The organism is Streptomyces sp. NPDC055287 (assembly GCF_053646035.1).
In genome coordinates, this window is sequence record NZ_JBSHNE010000009.1 from 26,388 (window position 1) to 43,316 (window position 16,929).

The following is a 16,929-nucleotide window of genomic DNA, read 5'->3' on the forward strand; positions in this document are numbered from 1 at the left end:
CCGCTCCCGGCGCCGGGCGGTTCGCAACGGAACCGGCTCGGCCAGGTCACGAAAACGTATCGGGCATATCGAACATCGGGCTTCCCAGCAGCCGCACCTCTTGGCTAGCGTGCCGTGTCGGGCGGCTCGTACCCCAACCGGCGAACAGCGCCGGACCGAGCGGCCCACGCCGAATCCGGCCTGCCCCAGGGCAGTTCGGAACCGGGGACCCACGCGCACGACCTGGGGTGAATCGGTCCGCAGTCCCACGGGCCGTAGGGCACCTTCCGTTCGTCCCGCCCGAACCCGACAGCTAACCCGGTAGGCGGTCCACGGAAGGAGATGCCGGCCTTGGCGTCGCATCGCAAGCCGCGTACCCGGGTACGCACGACCGCACCCGCACTGGGTATCTCGACGGCCGCACTCGCCTCAGTCGGCCTGCTCGCCCAGACAGCGGGCGCGGCACCCGCCGCGCCGACGGCTCCCCAGCCGACCGTCGAAGAAGTGCAGAAGAAGGTCGACGACCTCTACCGGCAGGCCGGTACGGCCACGCAGAAGTACAACCTGGCCAAAGAAGCCACCGACGAGCAGCGGAAGTCCGTCGACGGCCTGCTCGACGCCGTGGCCAAGCGCACCGAGAAACTGAACGAGGCGCGACGCAAGCTCGGCAACTACGCGGCCGCGCAGTACCGGTCGGGTTCGGTCACCCCGACAGCGGCGCTGCTCCTCGCGGACAGCCCGCAGGCGTACTTCGACCAGAACCGGCTGATGGACCGGATGACGGAACGCCAGCAGACGGACGTCACCGACTTCGAGAAGCAGCAGGCGGCGGCAACGACGAAGCGCGCCGAGGCGACTCGGAGCCTGGAGAGCCTCACGGAGTCGCAGGCCTCCCTCAAGTCCTCGAAGCAGGACGTGCAGAAGAAGCTCAGTGAGGCGCGCGAGCTGCTGTCACGGCTGACCGCACGGGAGAAGGCGCGGCTCGCGGAGCTGGAGAAGCAGCGGGAGGCGGAGGCGCGCCGCAAGGCCGAGGCGAAGGCCAAGGCGGAAGCGGAGGCGGAGGCGGAGGCCGAGCGCGAGCGCCGGCAGGAGGAGGCGCAGAAGGGCGAGAGCGGTACGGGCGGCGCAGGCACGGGCACGGGCAGCGGTACGACGACAGACCCGGGCGTCGACACCGGCACCGCCGACGCCTACGCCGCCAAGGCCGAGAAGGTCCTCGCCTTCGCCCGCGCCCAGATCGGCAAGCCGTACGTCTGGGGCGCCGCGGGCCCCAGCTCGTACGACTGCTCCGGCCTGACGCAGGGCGCCTGGAAGGCCGCCGGTGTCGATCTGCCCCGTACCACCTGGGACCAGGTGAACGTCGGCACCCGCGTCACGACCGAGAACCTCAAGCCGGGCGACCTCGTCTTCTTCTACGACGACATCAGCCACGTCGGCATCTACATCGGCGGCGGCAAGATGATCCACGCCCCGAAGCCCGGCGCGTACGTCCGCGAGGAGTCGATCTACTACATGCCGATCTACGGCAGCGTCCGCCCGGCGTAGGCCGTACGCGCTACGCGCGTCGGTAGGACGCGCGCCGGCGGTACGCTTCCGCCCCGGCCTGCCCCCTGGAAGCGCTGATGCCGGTTGCGGCGTGACACTGTGGTCGCGCCGCAACCGGCATTCTCAGGTCCAGAGCACCGCGATGAAGATGTTGGCGACGGTCAGCCCGCCGACCGCGCCGAAGAGCGCCTTCTCGACCCTCTCCTCGTCACGCTTGACGTACACGAGGCCGAGGATCACCACGAGGATCGCGAGCTTGATGCCGATCTTGAGGTTGTTCACCGTCTGGTCGTCGGCCTGATTGAGGCCCACCAGCGCCACGCCCGTGACAAGCATGGTCAGCGCTCCGTGCAGCATCGCGGGGCTGAAGCGGGCGGTACCAGCGCCCATCGCCTTCATCTGGGTCAGGAAGCCTCCGAGCAGCGAGGCGATGCCGATGATGTGCAGGCCGACGAAGACATTGATGAGTACGTCCATGAACCGGAGCCTAGCTCTGGCCATAGCAGGCCCGGCGGCCAGGTTCCCGCACCATGGCCCTATCGGTCGGGGAACAGCGGAATGCTCGCTTCCGGAGCGGGTCGGCCTCTCAACGACGTGCACGCAGCAGCCTAATTCGACCACTGTCGGTCATTGTGCCGCTCCCCCGTGACCCGCAGGTTTAGCGTCCTTCCCCAGGTGACCGACTCCCCACCGCCGCTCCTCCCCGGAACGGCAGTCGGCCACCCCGCCGAGAGTCCGGCGGCGGCCCGCTCCCCTGTGCGGGCGGCCGCCGGATGCGAGCGGCTCGACGTACAGCGACGTACAGGACGGAAGGACGTGGACGCCCTCGTGGCCACGCACCGAAAGCCCAAGCAGCGCACGCGCACCGGAAACACCGCTCGCACCGCCCTCACCATCGCGCTCGCCGGAGCGGCGAGCGCCACCGCGTTCGACGGCTTGGGACACGCGGAACCCGCCCTCACCCCCGCTCAGGTGAAGGCGAAGGTCGACCAGCTGTACCACGACGCCGAGGTCGCCACGGAGAAGTACAACGGCGTGAAGGAGAAGACGGGCAGCGCCGGAGAATCCCTGGACGCGCTGCGTGACGAGGCCGCCCGCAGGACCGAACGCCTCAACACCGCGCGCAACTCTCTCGGTTCGCTCGCCACCGCGCAGTACCGCACGGGCGCCCTCGACCCGGCCATGCAGCTCGCGCTGACGTCCGACCCGGACCAGTACCTGGAGCGCGCCGCGATCGCCGACCGTGCGGGCGACCGGCAGGCCGCGGCCGTCACCGGGATCCGCCGACAGCTCGGCGAGATCGGGCAGCTGCGGGAGGAGGCGGACGGCAGACTGGCGGAACTGAGAGCCCACCAGAAGGATTTGCGCAAGCACAAGTCGAAGATCCAGGAGAAGATCGGCGCGGCCGAGAATCTCCTGTCCCGCCTCACGGCGGAGCAGCGCGCGCAGTACGACCGGCGGGACGGCCACGGCGCCGCCCCCGCCACCTCCGTCCGGGCCGACCGGGACGCCCCGCGCGGCGGCGCGGCTCAGGCGGCGCCGAACTCCCGCGCCGGACAGGCGGTTTCCTTCGCGCACGGGGCGATCGGCAAGCCGTACGTCTGGGGCGCCACGGGGCCGTCCGCCTTCGACTGCTCGGGCCTGACGCAGGCGGCCTGGAAGGCGGCGGGCGTGGCGCTGCCCCGTACGACGTACACCCAGATCAACTCCGGCCGGCGCGTCTCCCGCTCGGAGCTGGCCCCCGGTGACCTGGTCTTCTTCTACTCCGGCATCAGCCACGTGGGCCTCTACATCGGCAACGGCGAGATGATCCACGCGCCGCGTCCCGGCGCACCGGTGCGCGTGGCGCCGATCGACCAGATGCCGTTCGTGGGGGCCACGAGGCCGGCGTAGGACCTGCCTTGTCGGCTGCGTCCCGGCGCAAGGTCTCAGCCCGAGGTCTCGGACCCCGGGAGACGGGGTAGGCGGCGTACTGGAGCGCGTGTGCGAGCACGCCACGCGCCGCACGCCACGACCGTGAACGGAGGGCCGACCATGCCGGGCATCATCAGCCGGATCAAGCAGTACGCACGCAGCCCGCAGGGGCGCCGGACGATCGCACAGGCACGCCAGGCGGCGTCCGACCCCAGGAGGCGCAGCCAGGCGAAGCAGCTGCTGGGACGGCTGCGGGGCCGAAGGCACTGAGGGTGGGGCGGGGTGCCGAACGGTGCCCCGCCCCGGCACCTTTCACGCTCGGGCCGGCTCGCCGCAGGAAGACATGCACGCACTGACGCACCGGCGGTGTGCTCTGCGTCACATTCGCGAGAGTTCGTCTTTGCCGCGATGATTTCGGGCCGATGCGGCAGTCTCAATTGCCGTAATCCCGCAGCGAAGCAGAGGAGCAAGTCCCATGCGCATCGTCATCAGTGAATTCATGAGCCTCGACGGCGTCGTACAGGCGCCGGGCGGTGCCGGCGAGGACACCGACGGTGGCTTTGCCCATGGCGGCTGGTCCCACCCGTTCTTCGACCCGGAGGTGGTGGGCGGTGCCTTCAACGACGTGGTGACCAAGGCGGAGGCGCTGCTGTTCGGGCGGCGTACGTGGCAGACGATGGCCGGGGCGTGGCCCGAGCGGGCCGGCGACCCGTTCGCCGACCGGATGAACGCCCTCCCGAAGTACGTCGTCTCCCAGACGCTCGGCGACGACAAGCTGACGTGGAACAACACCACCCTCATCCCCGGCGACGAGGCAGTGGCCCGCATACGGGAGCTCCGCGAGGCCGCCGGCGGCGACCTGTTGGTCATGGGAAGCCCCACGCTCGCGCGCACCCTCCTGAGCGAGGGCCTGGTCGACGAGCTCCGGCTCATGGTCATGCCGGTGCTCCTCGGCGGCGGCAAGACGATCTTCCCGGCGGACGGTGGGCTGCACACGCTCGAACTGGTCTCGACGGTCACCAGCGGCGCGGGCGTCAACGTGTGCACCTACCGGCCGGTCGCCGGGGCGTAGACGGGGACGACGAGGCGGGGAAGGGGCGGTCCCGCCGCCCCGGTCCTCGCCGCCTTGACGACCGCCCCCGGGTCCGGGACCCGTGGTGTCAGTCCCCGACCGCGTCGAGGAAGATCCGCGCCAGTTCGCCCGGTCGGGAGAACATCGGCCAGTGACCGGTGTCCATCTCGACCAGCCGCCACTGATCGCTGGTGAGCAGCTCGGCCACGTCGTAGCCCGGCTCGGCTCGCCGTCGAGCAGACACTTGATGTACGTCGCCGGGAGTTCGCCAAGTGGCCTTGTCGGCGCGGCCGGTTCGGCCAGAGCGGCACCCGGGTGCGGCGTCGAACCGGCCACGATCCGTGCGATCTGTTCGTCGGTGAGGTCCTGGCCCTCGTAGATCGGGAGCGGTCCTCGGCGCCCAGAAGCCGCCGTTCGCGGCGAGCGCGGCCTCCAGCTTCGCGGGACCCTCCCACCAGGCGGAGACGAACGACTCGCCGTCCGTGGGAACGTTGGCGTCCACGAAGATGATCCGGGCCAGCCGGTCACCGATCCGCCCGGCGGCCTGACCGACCGGGATGCCCGAGTAACTGTGCCCGACGAGAACGACGTTGCGCAGGTCCTGGCGTTCGACCTCGTCGACGATGTCCCGCACGTGGGTCTGCTGCCCGGCGGCGCACCCCGCTTGTCCGCGAGGCCGGTCAGCGTCAACGGGTGGGGCGCCGTGACCGGCCGCACGCAACCGCGGCGTCACCTCGTCCCACGCCCACGGTCCGAGCCACGCGCCTGCGACCAGTACGAATCCCGTCATGGCGGCAACATGGCGGACGGGGTCAAATGCCTTGAGGCGGCCGACGTCGCTGTGCGACGGTGCCCCCATGCCGAACGACCATCGCACTCCTCTCCCCAAGTCCGTCGGGGAGGCCATCACCGCAGAGCAGACGGCCGAGCGCGGGCAGCGCCTCCGCTACCTCTACTTCTGGGGCCACCGTCCGACCCCCGGTTCCGCCGCCGGTCCCGGCTGCCTCAGTCAGTGGTGGCCCGTCGAGTTCACCGAGGACGGCCACACGTACCGCTCCGCCGAGCACTACATGATGGCGCACAAGGCCTGGCTCTTCGACGACCCCGAGTCGGCCGCCAGGATCCTCCGGGCCGGGCATCCCGCCGAGGCGAAGTCCCTGGGCCGGCAGATCGTCGACTTCGACGAGAAGACCTGGCGGAAGCACCGTTACGACATCGTCGTACGCGGCAGCATCGCCAAGTTCGGCCGTCACGACGCCCTCCTCCAGTACCTCCTCGCCACCCGCGACCGCGTCCTCGTCGAGGCCAGCCCGCTCGACCCGGTCTGGGGCATCGGCCTCGCGGCCGACGACGCCCGCGCCACGTCACCCACCACGTGGCGCGGACTCAACCTGCTCGGCTTCGCCCTCATGGACGCCCGCGACGCACTGGCCAAGTCCGCGGCGTAGGACGGCGGCCGCGAGTCCCCGGGCCGGGACCGCGGCCCGTGACCGCGGCGCAAGCCGTCATGAGGTCGTACGCGCGCGCCTTGCCGGGAACCCCTGACCGTCACACCAGCCGGCGCGCCGTGGCCCACCGCGTCAGCTCGTGCCGGTTCGAGAGCTGGAGCTTGCGCAGCACCGCCGACACATGCGACTCGACCGTCTTCACCGAGATGAAGAGCTGCTTCGCGATCTCCTTGTACGCGTAACCCCGCGCGATCAGCCGCAGTACCTCCCGCTCCCGCTGCGTGAGCCGGTCCAGGTCCTCGTCCACCGGCGGCGCGTCCGTCGACGCGAACGCGTCCAGGACGAAACCCGCGAGCCGGGGCGAGAACACCGCGTCGCCGTCCTGCACGCGGAAGATCGAGTCGACCAGGTCCGTGCCCGTGATCGTCTTCGTCACGTACCCGCGCGCCCCGCCCCGGATCACGCCGATGACGTCCTCCGCCGCGTCCGACACCGACAGGGCCAGGAACCGCACCGGGTTCTCCACCGCCCCCATCAGCGGGGCGCACCGGCGCAGGACTTCGACGCCGCCGCCGCCCGGCAGGTGGACGTCGAGCAGGACCACCTCGGGCCGGGTCGCCGTGATGACCGTGACCGCCTGGTCGACGTCGGCGGCCTCGCCGACCACCTCGACCCCCGTCGTCCCGGTCTGCCCGATCTCCGCCTGCACTCCCGTACGGAACATCCGGTGGTCGTCCACCAGCACGACCCGTACGCGCCTGCCCGGGGTTTCCTCGGTCTCGGTCATGCGTCCGCCGCCCTCTCCATCTCAAGCTCGACTTCCGTGCCCCCGTCGGGCGCGGAACGCAGCCTCGCCGTGCCGCCGTTGCGCTGCATTCGGCCGATGATCGATTCTCGTACGCCCATACGGTCGCCCGGCACCGAATCCAGATCGAATCCCGGTCCCCGGTCCCGTACGGACACGAAGACCGTCCGGCCCTCGACCTCCGCGTAGACCTGCACCGCCCCGCCCTCGCCACCGTACTTGGCGGCGTTCACCATCGCCTCGCGCGCGGCCTGCATCTGCGCGATCAATTTGTCGTCGAGCGGGCAGTCGCCGACGACCACGACCTCCAGCGGTACGCCGTGCTTGTCCTCGACCTCCGCCGCCGCCCGCTTGATCGCCTCGGCCAGGGTGTCGGGCTCCTCGGACTCGTCCTTGCCGGTGCCCTCGGGCTTGTAGAGCCAGTTGCGCAGTTCCCGCTCCTGGGCGCGGGCCAGGCGCCGTACCTCCCCCGGGTCCTCCGCGTTGCGCTGGATCAGGGTGAGGGTGTGGAGCACCGAGTCGTGCACATGGGCCGCGACTTCGGCGCGTTCCTGGGCGCGGATGCGCATCAGGCGTTCCTCGGACAGGTCCTGGGTCATGCGGACGAGCCAGGGCCCCGCGAGGAGCGCGATGCCGGTGACGACCGCGAGCGCCGCCGTCAGTACATTGCCGAGCTGCGCCGCGGATCCCCGTACCACCAGGAACGCCGTGAGGCCCATGCCGACCAGGGCCACGCCCGCCATGCCGCGTGCGAGTTGCAGCATTCGCCGGCGGCGGCCGGTCTCCGTCCAGTGGGCGCGGCGCGCGTTGTCGGCCTGGCGCCATACGAGGACGACGCCGAGGCCGATCAGCAGGGCCGGCCAGACGTACCGCCCGGCCTGGCCGCCCACCTCGACGTTGGTGACGAAGGTGACCGCGCCGACGAGCAGCGCGAAGAGTGCGAAGACCTGGCCCTTGTCCGGCTTGCGGAGCCTGCGGCGCCCGTCGGGCGTGGTCTCGAACGCCGAGCGCGGCGCGTCCACGCCGCCCACGCCGAGCGGCACCACGAACCAGAAGACGGCGTACAGCAGCGCGCCGAGACCGTCCGAGAGGAAGAGCGCGAAGAAGACGATCCGTACCCAGACGACCGGCAGTCCCAGATGCCCCGCGAGCCCGCGCGCGACGCCTCCGAGCATCCGCCCTTCGGCGCTGCGGTAGAGCTTGCGCGGCTGGGGCTCCTCCGGTTCGGGGACGCGGGAGCTCGCGGCTCGGCGGGGCGTGGCGACTGGCATGACCCGATGGTCACACGTACGGGTGGGACCGGGCATCAGGGTCGGTCCCCTACATGCCCCTGACTGACTGGCCGAGACGAACGGGCGGAGACGAACCGGCGGCGGCTAACCGGCGGCGCCTGCGGGCCCGCCCCTCCCGCGCGCTCCCAGCCCGTACAGCAGTGTGTCCACGACCCGGGTGGCCAGCACGTCCGGGTCCGCTCCGGCGGCTCCGCCATGGACGGCCTCACCGATGAGCGCGTAGTAGACGCGGCGTACCCAGTCGAGATCGGCCGACGGATCGAGCAGGCCCTCGTCGCGGGTGCGGGCGAGGAAATCCATGCAGCGGCTGTCGATTTCCCGCTGGGCCCGGGAGGCGGCGCTCCCCGCGTCGTGGGACTGCGCCAACGCGAATCCCCAGGAGCCCTTGATCCTGAGCACGTTGGCGGTGATCCGGTGCAGCGCCACGAGGGGCGGCGTGGTGTCGGGGCGGCCGTCGTCGATGGCCTGGAGGAGTTGCCGTACGGCCGAGTCGGCCAGCGCGTCGATCAGCGCCCGACGGCTGGCGAAGCGCCGGTGGACCGTGGTCCTGGCGACGCCGGCGGCCTCCGCGATCTGCTCCATCGAGGCGTTGGGGTCCTCGGTGAGAACGCGCTCGGCGGCTTCCAGGATCGCGCGCACACTGCGCTCCGCGTCCGCTCGCAGCGGCCGGCCGGTCCTGGCGGTCGTGCGGGTCCCGTCCATGGGTCCTCCTGACACTCTTCGAAACTCAGCAAACGATACGTCGGAGCAGCAGCTTCTCCCATACTTGCGTCACTACTGTTGCAGTTATGGATTTAACCGCTACTCTAATGTTGCAAGTAGCGTTCGCATCACCGAAAGGACACCCCCATGGCCACCACCGCCCTCATCACCGGAGCCTCCTCGGGTCTCGGCGCCGAATTCGCCGCCCAGCTCGCCGCCCGCGGCATGGACCTCGTGCTCGTCGCCCGCTCCGAGGACCGGCTGCAGGCCCTCGCCGAGCGCCTCGGCAAGGAGTACGGCGTACGCGCCCACGTCCTCGTGCGGGACCTCGCCGAACCCGACGCCGCCCGCCGCGTCGGCGCCGCTCTCACGGACCGCGGGCTCACCGTCGATCTGCTGGTCAACAACGCCGGGTTCGGCACCTGCGGCCGGTTCGAGGAGATATCCGGCGCCCGCGACCACGACCAGCTCATGGTCAACGTCGTCGCGCTCGTCGACCTCACGCACGAGCTGCTGCCCGGCATGCTGGCGCGCGGCTCCGGCGGCGTGCTGAACGTCGCTTCGACCGCCGCCTTCCAGCCGAGCCCGTACTTCGCCGTCTACAGCGCCGCGAAGACCTTCGTCCTCAACTTCTCGCTCGCGCTCCGCCAGGAGTACCGGCGCCGCGGCATCCGCGTCACGACGCTGTGCCCCGGCCCCGTGGAGACCGCCTTCTTCGAAGCCATCGGCACCCGCAAGGCGGCCGTGACCGGCAGCTTCACCACCCCCGAGCCGGTCGTCAAGGCAGCCTTGACCGCCCTCGACCGCAACCGCGCGTACGTCACACCGGGCTTCGCCAACGCCGTCGCGGCCCACCTCAGCCCCCGCCGCTCGCGCACGCTCGTCACGGCCGTCGCCGAGCGCATCACCCGCAAGGTCCTGGAGCCCGCCGCCTGACTCGGGGTCGAAATCAGGGATCGTCCAGGGTCGGGGCGGGTGCCACGGCGCCGGTGCGCCCCTCACCATGGACGTATGACACAGCCGTACGACGCTGCCGCTCCCCCGGGGGCCGCTGACGAGCCGATGGAGCAGCCGGCGCCGCAGCCACCGCTGCGCCGCAGCAAGCGGCAGAAGATGGTGGGCGGCGTGTGCGGCGGACTCGGCCGGCACTTCGACCTCGACCCGGTGATCTTCCGGATCGGTCTCGGCGTACTCGCCGCGACCGGCGGGCTCGGCCTGATCTTCTACGGCTTCGCCTGGCTCTTCGTCCCCCTCGACGAGGAGGACGAGAACGAGGCCCGCAGGCTGCTGACGGGCCGTGTCGACGGCGCCACCCTCATCGCCGTGCTCTTCGCCCTCGTCGGCTGCGGCCTCTTCCTCTCCATGCTGAACAACGGCACCGTGCTCGGCTTCGCCGTCCTGCTCTCGGTCGCCCTCACCGGGGCCACCTACTGGTCGCAGCGCCGGCAGCTCGTCGACCCCGAGACCGGCCCCGTCGACCCGGTGACCGCGCAGGCGGCCGCCGTCGCACCGCCCGAGACACAGGCGCCGCCCGTGCCGGGCGCGCCCTCCTGGTGGCGGGACCCCATCGTCAAGGACGGCACGACGGGCCCAGTCGGCACCGGTTACTTGTGGGGCCCCGAGGACGCCGTCGTGCCCGAGGCGCCCGACCGACCCCGGGGCGTGCCGCCCGCGCCCGGCATTCGCCCGCAGCAGCGGCGCGATCCGGCGGCGCGCGGGCCCCGTGGCATCGGCGGCCGGGTGTTCCTGCTGGCCGTGCTCGCGGCCGGGCTCGGCACCGGCCTGTCGTGGGACGTTCAGCCGCTCGGCACCAGCCTGCAGATCGGCCTGTCCTGCGCCCTCGCAGTCTTCGGCCTCGGCATCGCCGTCAGCGCGTTCCGCGGACGTACGGGGGTCGGCACGATCCTGCTCACCGTGATCACGGCACTGCTGCTGGCCGGCGCGTCCGCCCTGCCGAAGCAGATCTCCACGGACTGGATGCGTACGAGCTGGAAGCCGGCCTCGGCCTCGGACGTACGGCCCGGGTACGAACTCGGGTCGGGCGTGGGGACGCTCGACCTCAGCCGCGTACGCGTCCCGGCGGACTCGTCGCTCGCCACCCGTGCCGAGGTGGGGGCGGGGCAGCTGAAGGTCGTCGTACCGAAGGACGCGACAGTCGAGCTGCGCATGACAGTGGGGGTCGGTGACATCCAGCTGCCGGGGCAGAAGCGGCAGGACTTCGACATCCGTACGGACCAAGAGCTGCACCGGACGCTGGAGCCGCCGGGGAGCGCCGGGCCCGCCGGGACGCTTCAGCTGGACCTGGAAGTCGGCGTCGGACAGGTGGAGGTGACCCGTGCCGCGAAGTGACACGCCGGACTACACGGGAAGCGGCATGCGAAGTGACCTGCGAAGTGACACTCCGGCCGGGCCGCGCGGCGAGCGCCACCCCGAGCGGCGCCCCTCCCGCTTCCGGCACGAGTTCAAGCCCGGCAAGCTGATCAGCGGCCTCGTCACCCTGGGCACGGCCGCGGCGTACACGGCAGACGCCACCGGCGCGTGGCGGATCCCGGCCTACGTCGCACTCCCGGCCATCTGCCTCGGCCTGCTGCTCGCGGGCGCGGCGAGCTGGGTGACCTACAGCATGCGCCGGCGGCGGGCCGCGAGGGCGGCGTCGAAGGAGAAGTACGCGGCGCCCGCGAGCACCAGCGGCAGCCAGGCCATGAGGTAGGCCAGGTCGTTCCCGTAGTAATACGGATCGGACGCCCAGCTGACCGTCAGCCACAGGCTCAGTGAGATCAGCGCCCCGCCGAACGCGGCGAGGCGGGAGAGGAGTCCGAATAGCGTGCCGAGGCCGACGGCGAGTTCGCCGAAGCCGATGGCGTAGCCGAAGCCCACGGGGTTCTTGAGGGCCAGATCGACGAGGGCCGGGATGGCCGACGTATCGCGCACACCGCGCATCATCTCGCCGATCGACCCGGGGCCGGTCTCGGACATGAACTGGCTGTCCGTCAGCTTGTCGAGGCCGGCGTAGACGAAGGTGACGCCGAGAAAGATCCGCAGGGGCAGGAGCGAATAGCGGCGCGCGGTGGCGCGCCAGCCGCGTTCCTGGCGTCCGTCGCCCATGCCCGATCCCGCCATGCTGCCGTTGCCGCCGGCCCGATACCCGTGGGTCATGGTCTGGTCCCGCCTCTCCGAAGCGTCAGCGCCGTACGGCGCGGGCACGATTCTGCCCGCGCCCCTCGAAAAGGGATACGTATGCAGCGGAGATCCGGCTCAAACGGCAGGTCACGAGTGCTGCTCAGTCCGTGACGTCGATCGTCACCCGGTCGGTCTCGGCGCCCGCCGCCGTCACCACCTGCACATCGACGCGGCCCGGCTCGACCTCCACCGGCACAGGCACGGTCAGCACGGTGTCCGTCGGGTTGGCGAAGCCGCCGGGCACCGGGATCAGGGGCACGTGGACGTGCACCGTCCCGATCCGTACGACCATCCGGGCCAGCCGGTCGGGGGTCCCCGCGCCCGGCGGTACGAAGCCCGCTCCACGGATCTCGATGTCGTCCCCGGTACGGATGGGCGCGTCCAGATCGCCCGCCTCCCTGGCCCGTACGACCGACAGCACCACCGGACGGCCGCCCTCGGCGAACTTCCCCGCGAAGTACGCCGCCGCCGAGACCACGACCAGCAGGGCCAGGCCCCACGGCAGGTCGGGCAGCTGCTCGGGCCGCCGGGCGAGACGTACCGCGGCGAAGACCACCGCCACCGCGCTCACCAGGACGTACTGGACGTCGGCGAAGCTGCCCCGGCCGGCGTCGTCGGTGAGCAGATCGGCGGCGCGGGGGCGGTCGGCCCGTACCTTCTGGAGGCGCCGGGTGAGGACGCGCACGGTCACCACATGACGTACGACGACGGCGATGGCGCAGGTCAGAGCGAGGACGGTCAGCACGCCGAGGCCACGAGCGAGCTCGAGACCGGCGATGAGCGCGTCACGGTCGGCGTGGTCGGAGGCGGCGGCCAGCTGGATCGCGATCACCAGCACCGCGAAGACGACGAGCAGCACCCAGCTCGCGGCGACGGCGCGCGAGGTCGACAGCCGGTTGTCCTCGCCGATGAGGGGCGCGAGCAGCCCGCCGCGCGCCCGGTGCATGCGCGCCGCGCCGGTCAGCAGGACGGCGGTGACGAGTGCGGCCACGAGACCCGCCGTGCGGGCCGGGGTCCAGCCGGCGCCGATGGCGGTGAACGCCTCGGCGAGCATCAGCACGATCACCCCGCCCCACACCACGAACAGCGTGCCGCGCCACACCGTGGCGAGCCACGCGTCGCCCGCCTCGCGGCTGCGCTCGGCGACCGCGCGGGCCGACTGGGTCAGCTCGTCCGACACCCACTGGCGCGAGGCGCCCGCGGAGTGCGCGACGGCGGCGGGCAGGCCCTGGCCCGCGGCCAGGCCGTCGCGCTTGGCGAGGAAGGCGGCCACAGCTCGGCGGTGGCCCTCGCGGGCACCGTGCGGGCAGTCGCCGCACGTACAACCGCCACTGTGCGTGCTCTGTCGTGCCTCTTGCACAGCCACGGAACCTGCCGCCCTCTCGAACTCTCTCAAAGCCACTGATGTCACTGAAGTCGACGAAGGGAACTTCCCTCCGGCGTAGGGGAATTGTGCCGTACGCGGGAGGGTCCCCGCTTCACCCGAAGGGGGCTATGCGAACAGCTCCGGCTCGGCGCGGGTGATCCGGCCCCAGAGCGGCTGGTGGTTGATCCACGCGACGAGGTCGCTGCCCAGCTGGTCCCGCGTCGCCACCGCGTCCTCGTGGTCGATCAGTACGGGCCGGCCCGCCGCCCGCGCGGCGAGCTGCACCTGGCAGCAGCGCTCCATCGCGATGAACCACCAGGCCGCCGCGTCCACCGAGTCCCCCACGGTCAGCAGCCCGTGATTGCGCAGGATGACGGCCTTGTGCGGTCCGAGCGCGCCCGCGATCCAGCGCCCCTCCTCCTCGTCGACGGACACTCCGGTGTACGCGTCGTACAGCGCGTGGTCCTCGTAGAAGGCGCAGGCCTCCTGGGTGATCGGGTCGAGCAGCTCACCCAGCGCGGACAGCGCGCGGCCGTGGACCGAGTGGGTGTGCGCGACGGCCACGACATCGGGCCTGGCCCGGTGCACCTGCGCGTGGACGAGGAACGCCGCCTGGTTGACGTGGCGACGGCCCTCGACGACCTGCCCGTCGCCGTTGACAAGGATCAGATCGCTCACCGTCATGTCGGCGAAGGCGAGCCCGAAGGGATTCACCCAGAAACAGTCGGCGTACTCCGGGTCGCGTGCCGTGATGTGCCCCGAGACGCCCTCCTCGTACCCGTACCGCCCGAACAGCCGCAGCGCCGCGGCCAGCCGTTCCTTGCGGTGCTGCCGTTCCTCGGCGGCGGTCGCGTGAGTGGGCGGCATCGCGAAGTGCAACTGCTCGACGGGGACCGGTGCGGGCGCGGGTATCTCACTCATGGGGCGGAAGCTACCCCGCGGTACGGCAGGTGACCAGGGCCCGGGGAAACGCCGACGCCGCCGCTCGAACGAGTGAGCGACGGCGTCGGCGTTGACCCTGCTGGGCGGGGACTACTCCCACTCGATCGTGCCCGGCGGCTTGCTCGTCACGTCGAGCACCACGCGGTTCACATCGGCGACCTCGTTCGTGATGCGGGTCGAGATCTTCGCCAGTACGTCGTACGGCATCCGCGTCCAGTCCGCCGTCATCGCGTCCTCGGACGAGACGGGGCGCAGCACGATCGGGTGGCCGTAGGTCCGGCCGTCGCCCTGGACGCCCACGGACCGTACGTCCGCGAGCAGCACGACCGGGCACTGCCAGATGTCACGGTCGAGACCGGCCGCCGTCAGCTCCTCGCGGGCGATCGCGTCGGCCTCGCGCAGCAGGTCGAGGCGCTCCTTGGTGACCTCGCCGACGATGCGGATCCCCAGACCGGGGCCGGGGAACGGCTGGCGCTGGACGATCTCCTCCGGGAGACCGAGCTCCTGGCCGACCATCCGGACCTCATCCTTGAACAGCTGGCGCAGCGGCTCGACGAGCTCGAACTCGATGTCGTCGGGCAGCCCGCCCACGTTGTGGTGCGACTTGATGTTCGCGGTGCCGGTGCCACCGCCGGACTCGACCACGTCCGGGTAGAGCGTGCCCTGCACGAGGAACGCGACGTCCTCGCCCTCCGCGCCGGCCTCGGCGACGATCTCCGCCTGGGCCTGCTCGAAGACACGGATGAACTCGCGGCCGATGATCTTCCGCTTCTCCTCGGGGTCGGAGACCCCGGCGAGGGCGTTCAGGAAGCGCTCCTGGGCGTCGACGACCTTCAGCTGTACGCCGGTGGCCGCGACGAAGTCCTTCTCGACCTGCTCGGTCTCGCCCTTGCGCATCAGACCGTGGTCGACGTACACGCAGGTGAGCTGGTCGCCGATGGCCTTCTGCACGAGCGCCGCCGCGACGGCGGAGTCGACGCCGCCGGACAGGCCGCAGATGGCGCGCTTGGTGCCGACCTGCGCCTGGATGGCAGCGATCTGCTCCTCGACGACGTTGTGCGTGGTCCAGTCGGGCTCGATGCCCGCGCCCCGGTAGAGGAAGTGCTCCAGGACCTGCTGGCCGTGCGTGGAGTGCATCACCTCGGGGTGGTACTGCACGCCGTACAGCTTCTTCTCGTCGTTCTCGAAGGCGGCGACCGGCACGACGTCCGTGGACGCGGTGACGGTGAAGCCCTCGGGGGCGGCCGAGCAGGCGTCGCCGTGCGACATCCACACCGACTGCTCGGTGGGGGTGCCCTCGAAGAGGGTGGAGCCGGCCTTGGAGACGGCGAGAGGGGTACGGCCGTACTCGCGCGCACCGTTGTCGTCGACGGCGCCGCCGAGCGTCGTGGCCATCAGCTGGAAGCCGTAGCACATGCCGAAGACGGGGACACCGGCCTCGAAGATCTCACGGTCGAGGGTCGGGGCGCCCTCGGCGTACACGGAGGACGGGCCGCCGGAGAGGATGATCGCCTTGGGGTTCTTGGCCAGCATCTCCGCCACCGGCATGGTGCTGGGGACGATCTCGCTGTAGACGCGGGCCTCACGGACACGACGGGCGATGAGCTGGGCGTACTGCGCGCCGAAGTCGACAACGAGGACGGCGTCGGGGGCGGCGGGGGGCACTGCTGGCACGGGGCGGCCTTCCGGCGGTGAAGGGTGTCGGGACTGTCAATTCTAACGGGGACGCGGCATTCCCCTTGTCTCACCATCCGAACCCGGCTCCGGCCGCCCGCCCGCGCCGGGCATACTGAATCCATGCACGAGCAGCTGAGCTTCCTCTTTACCTATGGCATCCGGTCCGACCGGTGCCATGGTCGAGCTGCTTGAGCTACTGACAAGCGACTTCACAGGCGCCCCGGGCCGACAAGGCCCGGGGCGCTCTGTCATTCCCGGACCTGGTCGCCCCCGGGGGGCCGTACCCCTTCACCCCAGGAGATACGGACATGAGCACCGCCACCGCCACCACCGCCCCGACTGCCACGGCCGGGAAGACGACCGCCGCCGAGAAGACCGGCGCCCGCACCGACGCGGCCGCGGACCTGATCGGCAATGCCCGGGAGCGCATCGACTCGCTCGACGACAGGATCATCGGTCTCATCCAGGAACGGATGGCCGTCTCGGCCGTCATCCAGGAGGCACGCATCACCTCGGGCGGGCGCCGCGTGAACCTGTCGCGCGAGATGGAGGTCCTCGCCCACTACAGCGACGCTCTCGGCAAGCCCGGCACGGCGCTCGCGATGACGATGCTGGAGCTGTGCCGGGGCCGTATCTGAAGCCGTGCCCGAGGCCGCGCCCCGGGCCGTATCTGCGTTCGGGCGCATCCTCACCCGTACGGCGCGTGACCGGGCCCCGCGGGGATTCGTTGGTCCCGTTGTCCGCACCAGCCAGGGGCGGGCGCGCAGGAAAGAACCACGCGTGGCTCCGCCGGGGCGTGCGGCGTACTGCACGTGCGCCGTGGGACCTCTCCCCGGCGCGCGTGACCGGTCGGCAGGGGACAGCAGCCCGGTCACCCGAGGCGGGGGGGTGCGGGGGCGCCCCGGACCCCCCCGCCCAGTACCCCGCCCCCCCCCCCCCGGCCGGGCGCGGGGGGGTGGTCGAAAAAGTTTGGGAGGTGGCAGCACAAACCCCACCAAGCAAAAACA

The 16,929-nt window shown here is 71.4% G+C and carries 18 protein-coding genes and 1 riboswitch; of the genes, 9 read left to right on the forward strand and 9 right to left on the reverse strand.

Going from position 1 to position 16,929, the window contains the following annotated elements:
* The first annotated feature begins 157 nt into the window (after positions 1–157).
* Positions 158–323: riboswitch (cyclic di-AMP (ydaO/yuaA leader) on the forward strand.
* Between the two features lie 7 nt (positions 324–330).
* Complete coding sequence (locus ACWIHY_RS16300) at positions 331–1,524, forward strand: NlpC/P60 family protein (RefSeq protein ID WP_454376328.1); 1,194 nt, start codon at positions 331–333, stop codon at positions 1,522–1,524.
* A gap of 123 nt (positions 1,525–1,647) precedes the next feature.
* Here the strand turns inward: ACWIHY_RS16300 and ACWIHY_RS16305 are convergent, their stop codons facing one another.
* Positions 1,648–2,001, reverse strand: a complete 354-nt coding sequence (locus ACWIHY_RS16305; RefSeq protein WP_454376329.1) for a hypothetical protein — start codon at positions 1,999–2,001, stop codon at positions 1,648–1,650.
* A gap of 351 nt (positions 2,002–2,352) precedes the next feature.
* Between ACWIHY_RS16305 and ACWIHY_RS16310 the strand changes: the two genes are divergently transcribed.
* The 3 genes from ACWIHY_RS16310 to ACWIHY_RS16320 all read left to right on the forward strand — a co-directional run bounded on the left by ACWIHY_RS16310 (position 2,353) and on the right by ACWIHY_RS16320 (position 4,510).
* On the forward strand, positions 2,353–3,417 hold the full coding sequence (locus tag ACWIHY_RS16310; protein WP_454376530.1) for an NlpC/P60 family protein: 1,065 nt from the start codon (positions 2,353–2,355) through the stop codon (positions 3,415–3,417).
* A 141-nt stretch (positions 3,418–3,558) separates the two neighbouring features.
* Positions 3,559–3,708 carry a hypothetical protein gene (locus ACWIHY_RS16315; protein ID WP_454376330.1) on the forward strand — a complete coding sequence of 50 codons (150 nt, stop codon included), beginning with the start codon at positions 3,559–3,561 and terminating at the stop codon, positions 3,706–3,708.
* Between the two features lie 205 nt (positions 3,709–3,913).
* A complete protein-coding gene (locus ACWIHY_RS16320) occupies positions 3,914–4,510 on the forward strand; it encodes a dihydrofolate reductase family protein (protein WP_454376331.1) in 597 nt (198 codons plus the stop codon).
* Between the two features lie 88 nt (positions 4,511–4,598).
* On the opposite strand, the gene ACWIHY_RS16325 is transcribed toward ACWIHY_RS16320, so the two are convergent.
* A complete protein-coding gene (locus tag ACWIHY_RS16325; protein WP_454376332.1) occupies positions 4,599–5,300 on the reverse strand; it encodes an alpha/beta fold hydrolase in 702 nt (233 codons plus the stop codon).
* Positions 5,301–5,367: 67 nt separating this feature from the next.
* On the opposite strand from ACWIHY_RS16325, the gene ACWIHY_RS16330 reads away from it, so the two are divergent.
* Positions 5,368–5,958 carry an NADAR family protein gene (locus ACWIHY_RS16330; protein WP_454376333.1) on the forward strand — a complete coding sequence of 197 codons (591 nt, stop codon included), beginning with the start codon at positions 5,368–5,370 and terminating at the stop codon, positions 5,956–5,958.
* Positions 5,959–6,058: 100 nt separating this feature from the next.
* Here ACWIHY_RS16330 and ACWIHY_RS16335 read toward each other — a convergent pair whose 3' ends face one another.
* From ACWIHY_RS16335 to ACWIHY_RS16345, 3 genes are all read right to left on the reverse strand, one after another.
* Complete coding sequence (locus ACWIHY_RS16335; protein ID WP_454376334.1) at positions 6,059–6,745, reverse strand: LuxR C-terminal-related transcriptional regulator; 687 nt, start codon at positions 6,743–6,745, stop codon at positions 6,059–6,061.
* Positions 6,742–8,034: a PspC domain-containing protein gene (locus ACWIHY_RS16340; protein ID WP_454376335.1), complete on the reverse strand. Its 1,293-nt coding sequence runs from the start codon at positions 8,032–8,034 to the stop codon at positions 6,742–6,744. Before ACWIHY_RS16340 ends, ACWIHY_RS16335 begins: the two co-directional genes overlap by 4 nt.
* A gap of 105 nt (positions 8,035–8,139) precedes the next feature.
* On the reverse strand, positions 8,140–8,757 hold the full coding sequence (locus ACWIHY_RS16345; RefSeq protein ID WP_454376336.1) for a TetR/AcrR family transcriptional regulator: 618 nt from the start codon (positions 8,755–8,757) through the stop codon (positions 8,140–8,142).
* Positions 8,758–8,904: 147 nt separating this feature from the next.
* On the opposite strand from ACWIHY_RS16345, the gene ACWIHY_RS16350 reads away from it, so the two are divergent.
* The 3 genes from ACWIHY_RS16350 (at position 8,905) to ACWIHY_RS16360 (ending at position 11,467) form a co-directional block, all read left to right on the forward strand.
* Positions 8,905–9,693: an SDR family NAD(P)-dependent oxidoreductase gene (locus ACWIHY_RS16350; protein WP_454376337.1), complete on the forward strand. Its 789-nt coding sequence runs from the start codon at positions 8,905–8,907 to the stop codon at positions 9,691–9,693.
* 75 nt (positions 9,694–9,768) lie between these two features.
* Positions 9,769–11,106, forward strand: coding sequence for a PspC domain-containing protein (locus tag ACWIHY_RS16355; protein ID WP_454376338.1), 1,338 nt, complete (start codon positions 9,769–9,771; stop codon positions 11,104–11,106).
* A gap of 25 nt (positions 11,107–11,131) precedes the next feature.
* The gene (locus ACWIHY_RS16360) at positions 11,132–11,467 is read left to right on the forward strand and encodes a hypothetical protein (RefSeq protein WP_454376339.1); all 336 of its coding nucleotides are present in this window, start codon (positions 11,132–11,134) and stop codon (positions 11,465–11,467) included.
* Here ACWIHY_RS16360 and ACWIHY_RS16365 read toward each other — a convergent pair.
* From ACWIHY_RS16365 to guaA, 4 genes are all read right to left on the reverse strand, one after another.
* Positions 11,374–11,913: a DoxX family protein gene (locus tag ACWIHY_RS16365; protein WP_454376340.1), complete on the reverse strand. Its 540-nt coding sequence runs from the start codon at positions 11,911–11,913 to the stop codon at positions 11,374–11,376. The two genes, ACWIHY_RS16360 and ACWIHY_RS16365, sit on opposite strands and share 94 nt — an antisense overlap.
* Positions 11,914–12,037: 124 nt before the next feature.
* On the reverse strand, positions 12,038–13,303 hold the full coding sequence (locus tag ACWIHY_RS16370; RefSeq protein WP_454376341.1) for a hypothetical protein: 1,266 nt from the start codon (positions 13,301–13,303) through the stop codon (positions 12,038–12,040).
* 126 nt (positions 13,304–13,429) lie between these two features.
* Positions 13,430–14,224 carry a class II aldolase/adducin family protein gene (locus ACWIHY_RS16375; protein WP_454376342.1) on the reverse strand — a complete coding sequence of 265 codons (795 nt, stop codon included), beginning with the start codon at positions 14,222–14,224 and terminating at the stop codon, positions 13,430–13,432.
* A gap of 111 nt (positions 14,225–14,335) precedes the next feature.
* Positions 14,336–15,919, reverse strand: a complete 1,584-nt coding sequence (guaA, locus tag ACWIHY_RS16380) for a glutamine-hydrolyzing GMP synthase (RefSeq protein WP_214970669.1) — start codon at positions 15,917–15,919, stop codon at positions 14,336–14,338.
* A gap of 311 nt (positions 15,920–16,230) precedes the next feature.
* Between guaA and ACWIHY_RS16385 the strand changes: the two genes are divergently transcribed.
* A complete protein-coding gene (locus tag ACWIHY_RS16385) occupies positions 16,231–16,560 on the forward strand; it encodes a chorismate mutase (protein ID WP_454376343.1) in 330 nt (109 codons plus the stop codon).
* The last annotated feature ends 369 nt before the right edge of the window (positions 16,561–16,929 follow it).

Excerpts from the sequence above, each read along its gene's own strand:
- ACWIHY_RS16325 (WP_454376332.1), bottom strand. The coding sequence starts at position 5,300 with ATGACGGGATTCGTACTGGTCGCAGGCGCGTGGCTCGGACCGTGGGCG.
- ACWIHY_RS16375 (WP_454376342.1), bottom strand. The coding sequence starts at position 14,224 with ATGAGTGAGATACCCGCGCCCGCACCGGTCCCCGTCGAGCAGTTGCAC.
- ACWIHY_RS16315 (WP_454376330.1), top strand. The coding sequence starts at position 3,559 with ATGCCGGGCATCATCAGCCGGATCAAGCAGTACGCACGCAGCCCGCAG.
- ACWIHY_RS16320 (WP_454376331.1), top strand. The coding sequence starts at position 3,914 with ATGCGCATCGTCATCAGTGAATTCATGAGCCTCGACGGCGTCGTACAG.
- ACWIHY_RS16330 (WP_454376333.1), top strand. The coding sequence starts at position 5,368 with ATGCCGAACGACCATCGCACTCCTCTCCCCAAGTCCGTCGGGGAGGCC.
- ACWIHY_RS16305 (WP_454376329.1), bottom strand. The coding sequence starts at position 2,001 with ATGGACGTACTCATCAATGTCTTCGTCGGCCTGCACATCATCGGCATC.
- ACWIHY_RS16360 (WP_454376339.1), top strand. The coding sequence starts at position 11,132 with ATGCGAAGTGACCTGCGAAGTGACACTCCGGCCGGGCCGCGCGGCGAG.
- ACWIHY_RS16340 (WP_454376335.1), bottom strand. The coding sequence starts at position 8,034 with ATGCCAGTCGCCACGCCCCGCCGAGCCGCGAGCTCCCGCGTCCCCGAA.
- ACWIHY_RS16350 (WP_454376337.1), top strand. The coding sequence starts at position 8,905 with ATGGCCACCACCGCCCTCATCACCGGAGCCTCCTCGGGTCTCGGCGCC.
- ACWIHY_RS16335 (WP_454376334.1), bottom strand. The coding sequence starts at position 6,745 with ATGACCGAGACCGAGGAAACCCCGGGCAGGCGCGTACGGGTCGTGCTG.
- ACWIHY_RS16345 (WP_454376336.1), bottom strand. The coding sequence starts at position 8,757 with ATGGACGGGACCCGCACGACCGCCAGGACCGGCCGGCCGCTGCGAGCG.
- ACWIHY_RS16365 (WP_454376340.1), bottom strand. The coding sequence starts at position 11,913 with ATGACCCACGGGTATCGGGCCGGCGGCAACGGCAGCATGGCGGGATCG.
- ACWIHY_RS16355 (WP_454376338.1), top strand. The coding sequence starts at position 9,769 with ATGACACAGCCGTACGACGCTGCCGCTCCCCCGGGGGCCGCTGACGAG.
- ACWIHY_RS16385 (WP_454376343.1), top strand. The coding sequence starts at position 16,231 with ATGAGCACCGCCACCGCCACCACCGCCCCGACTGCCACGGCCGGGAAG.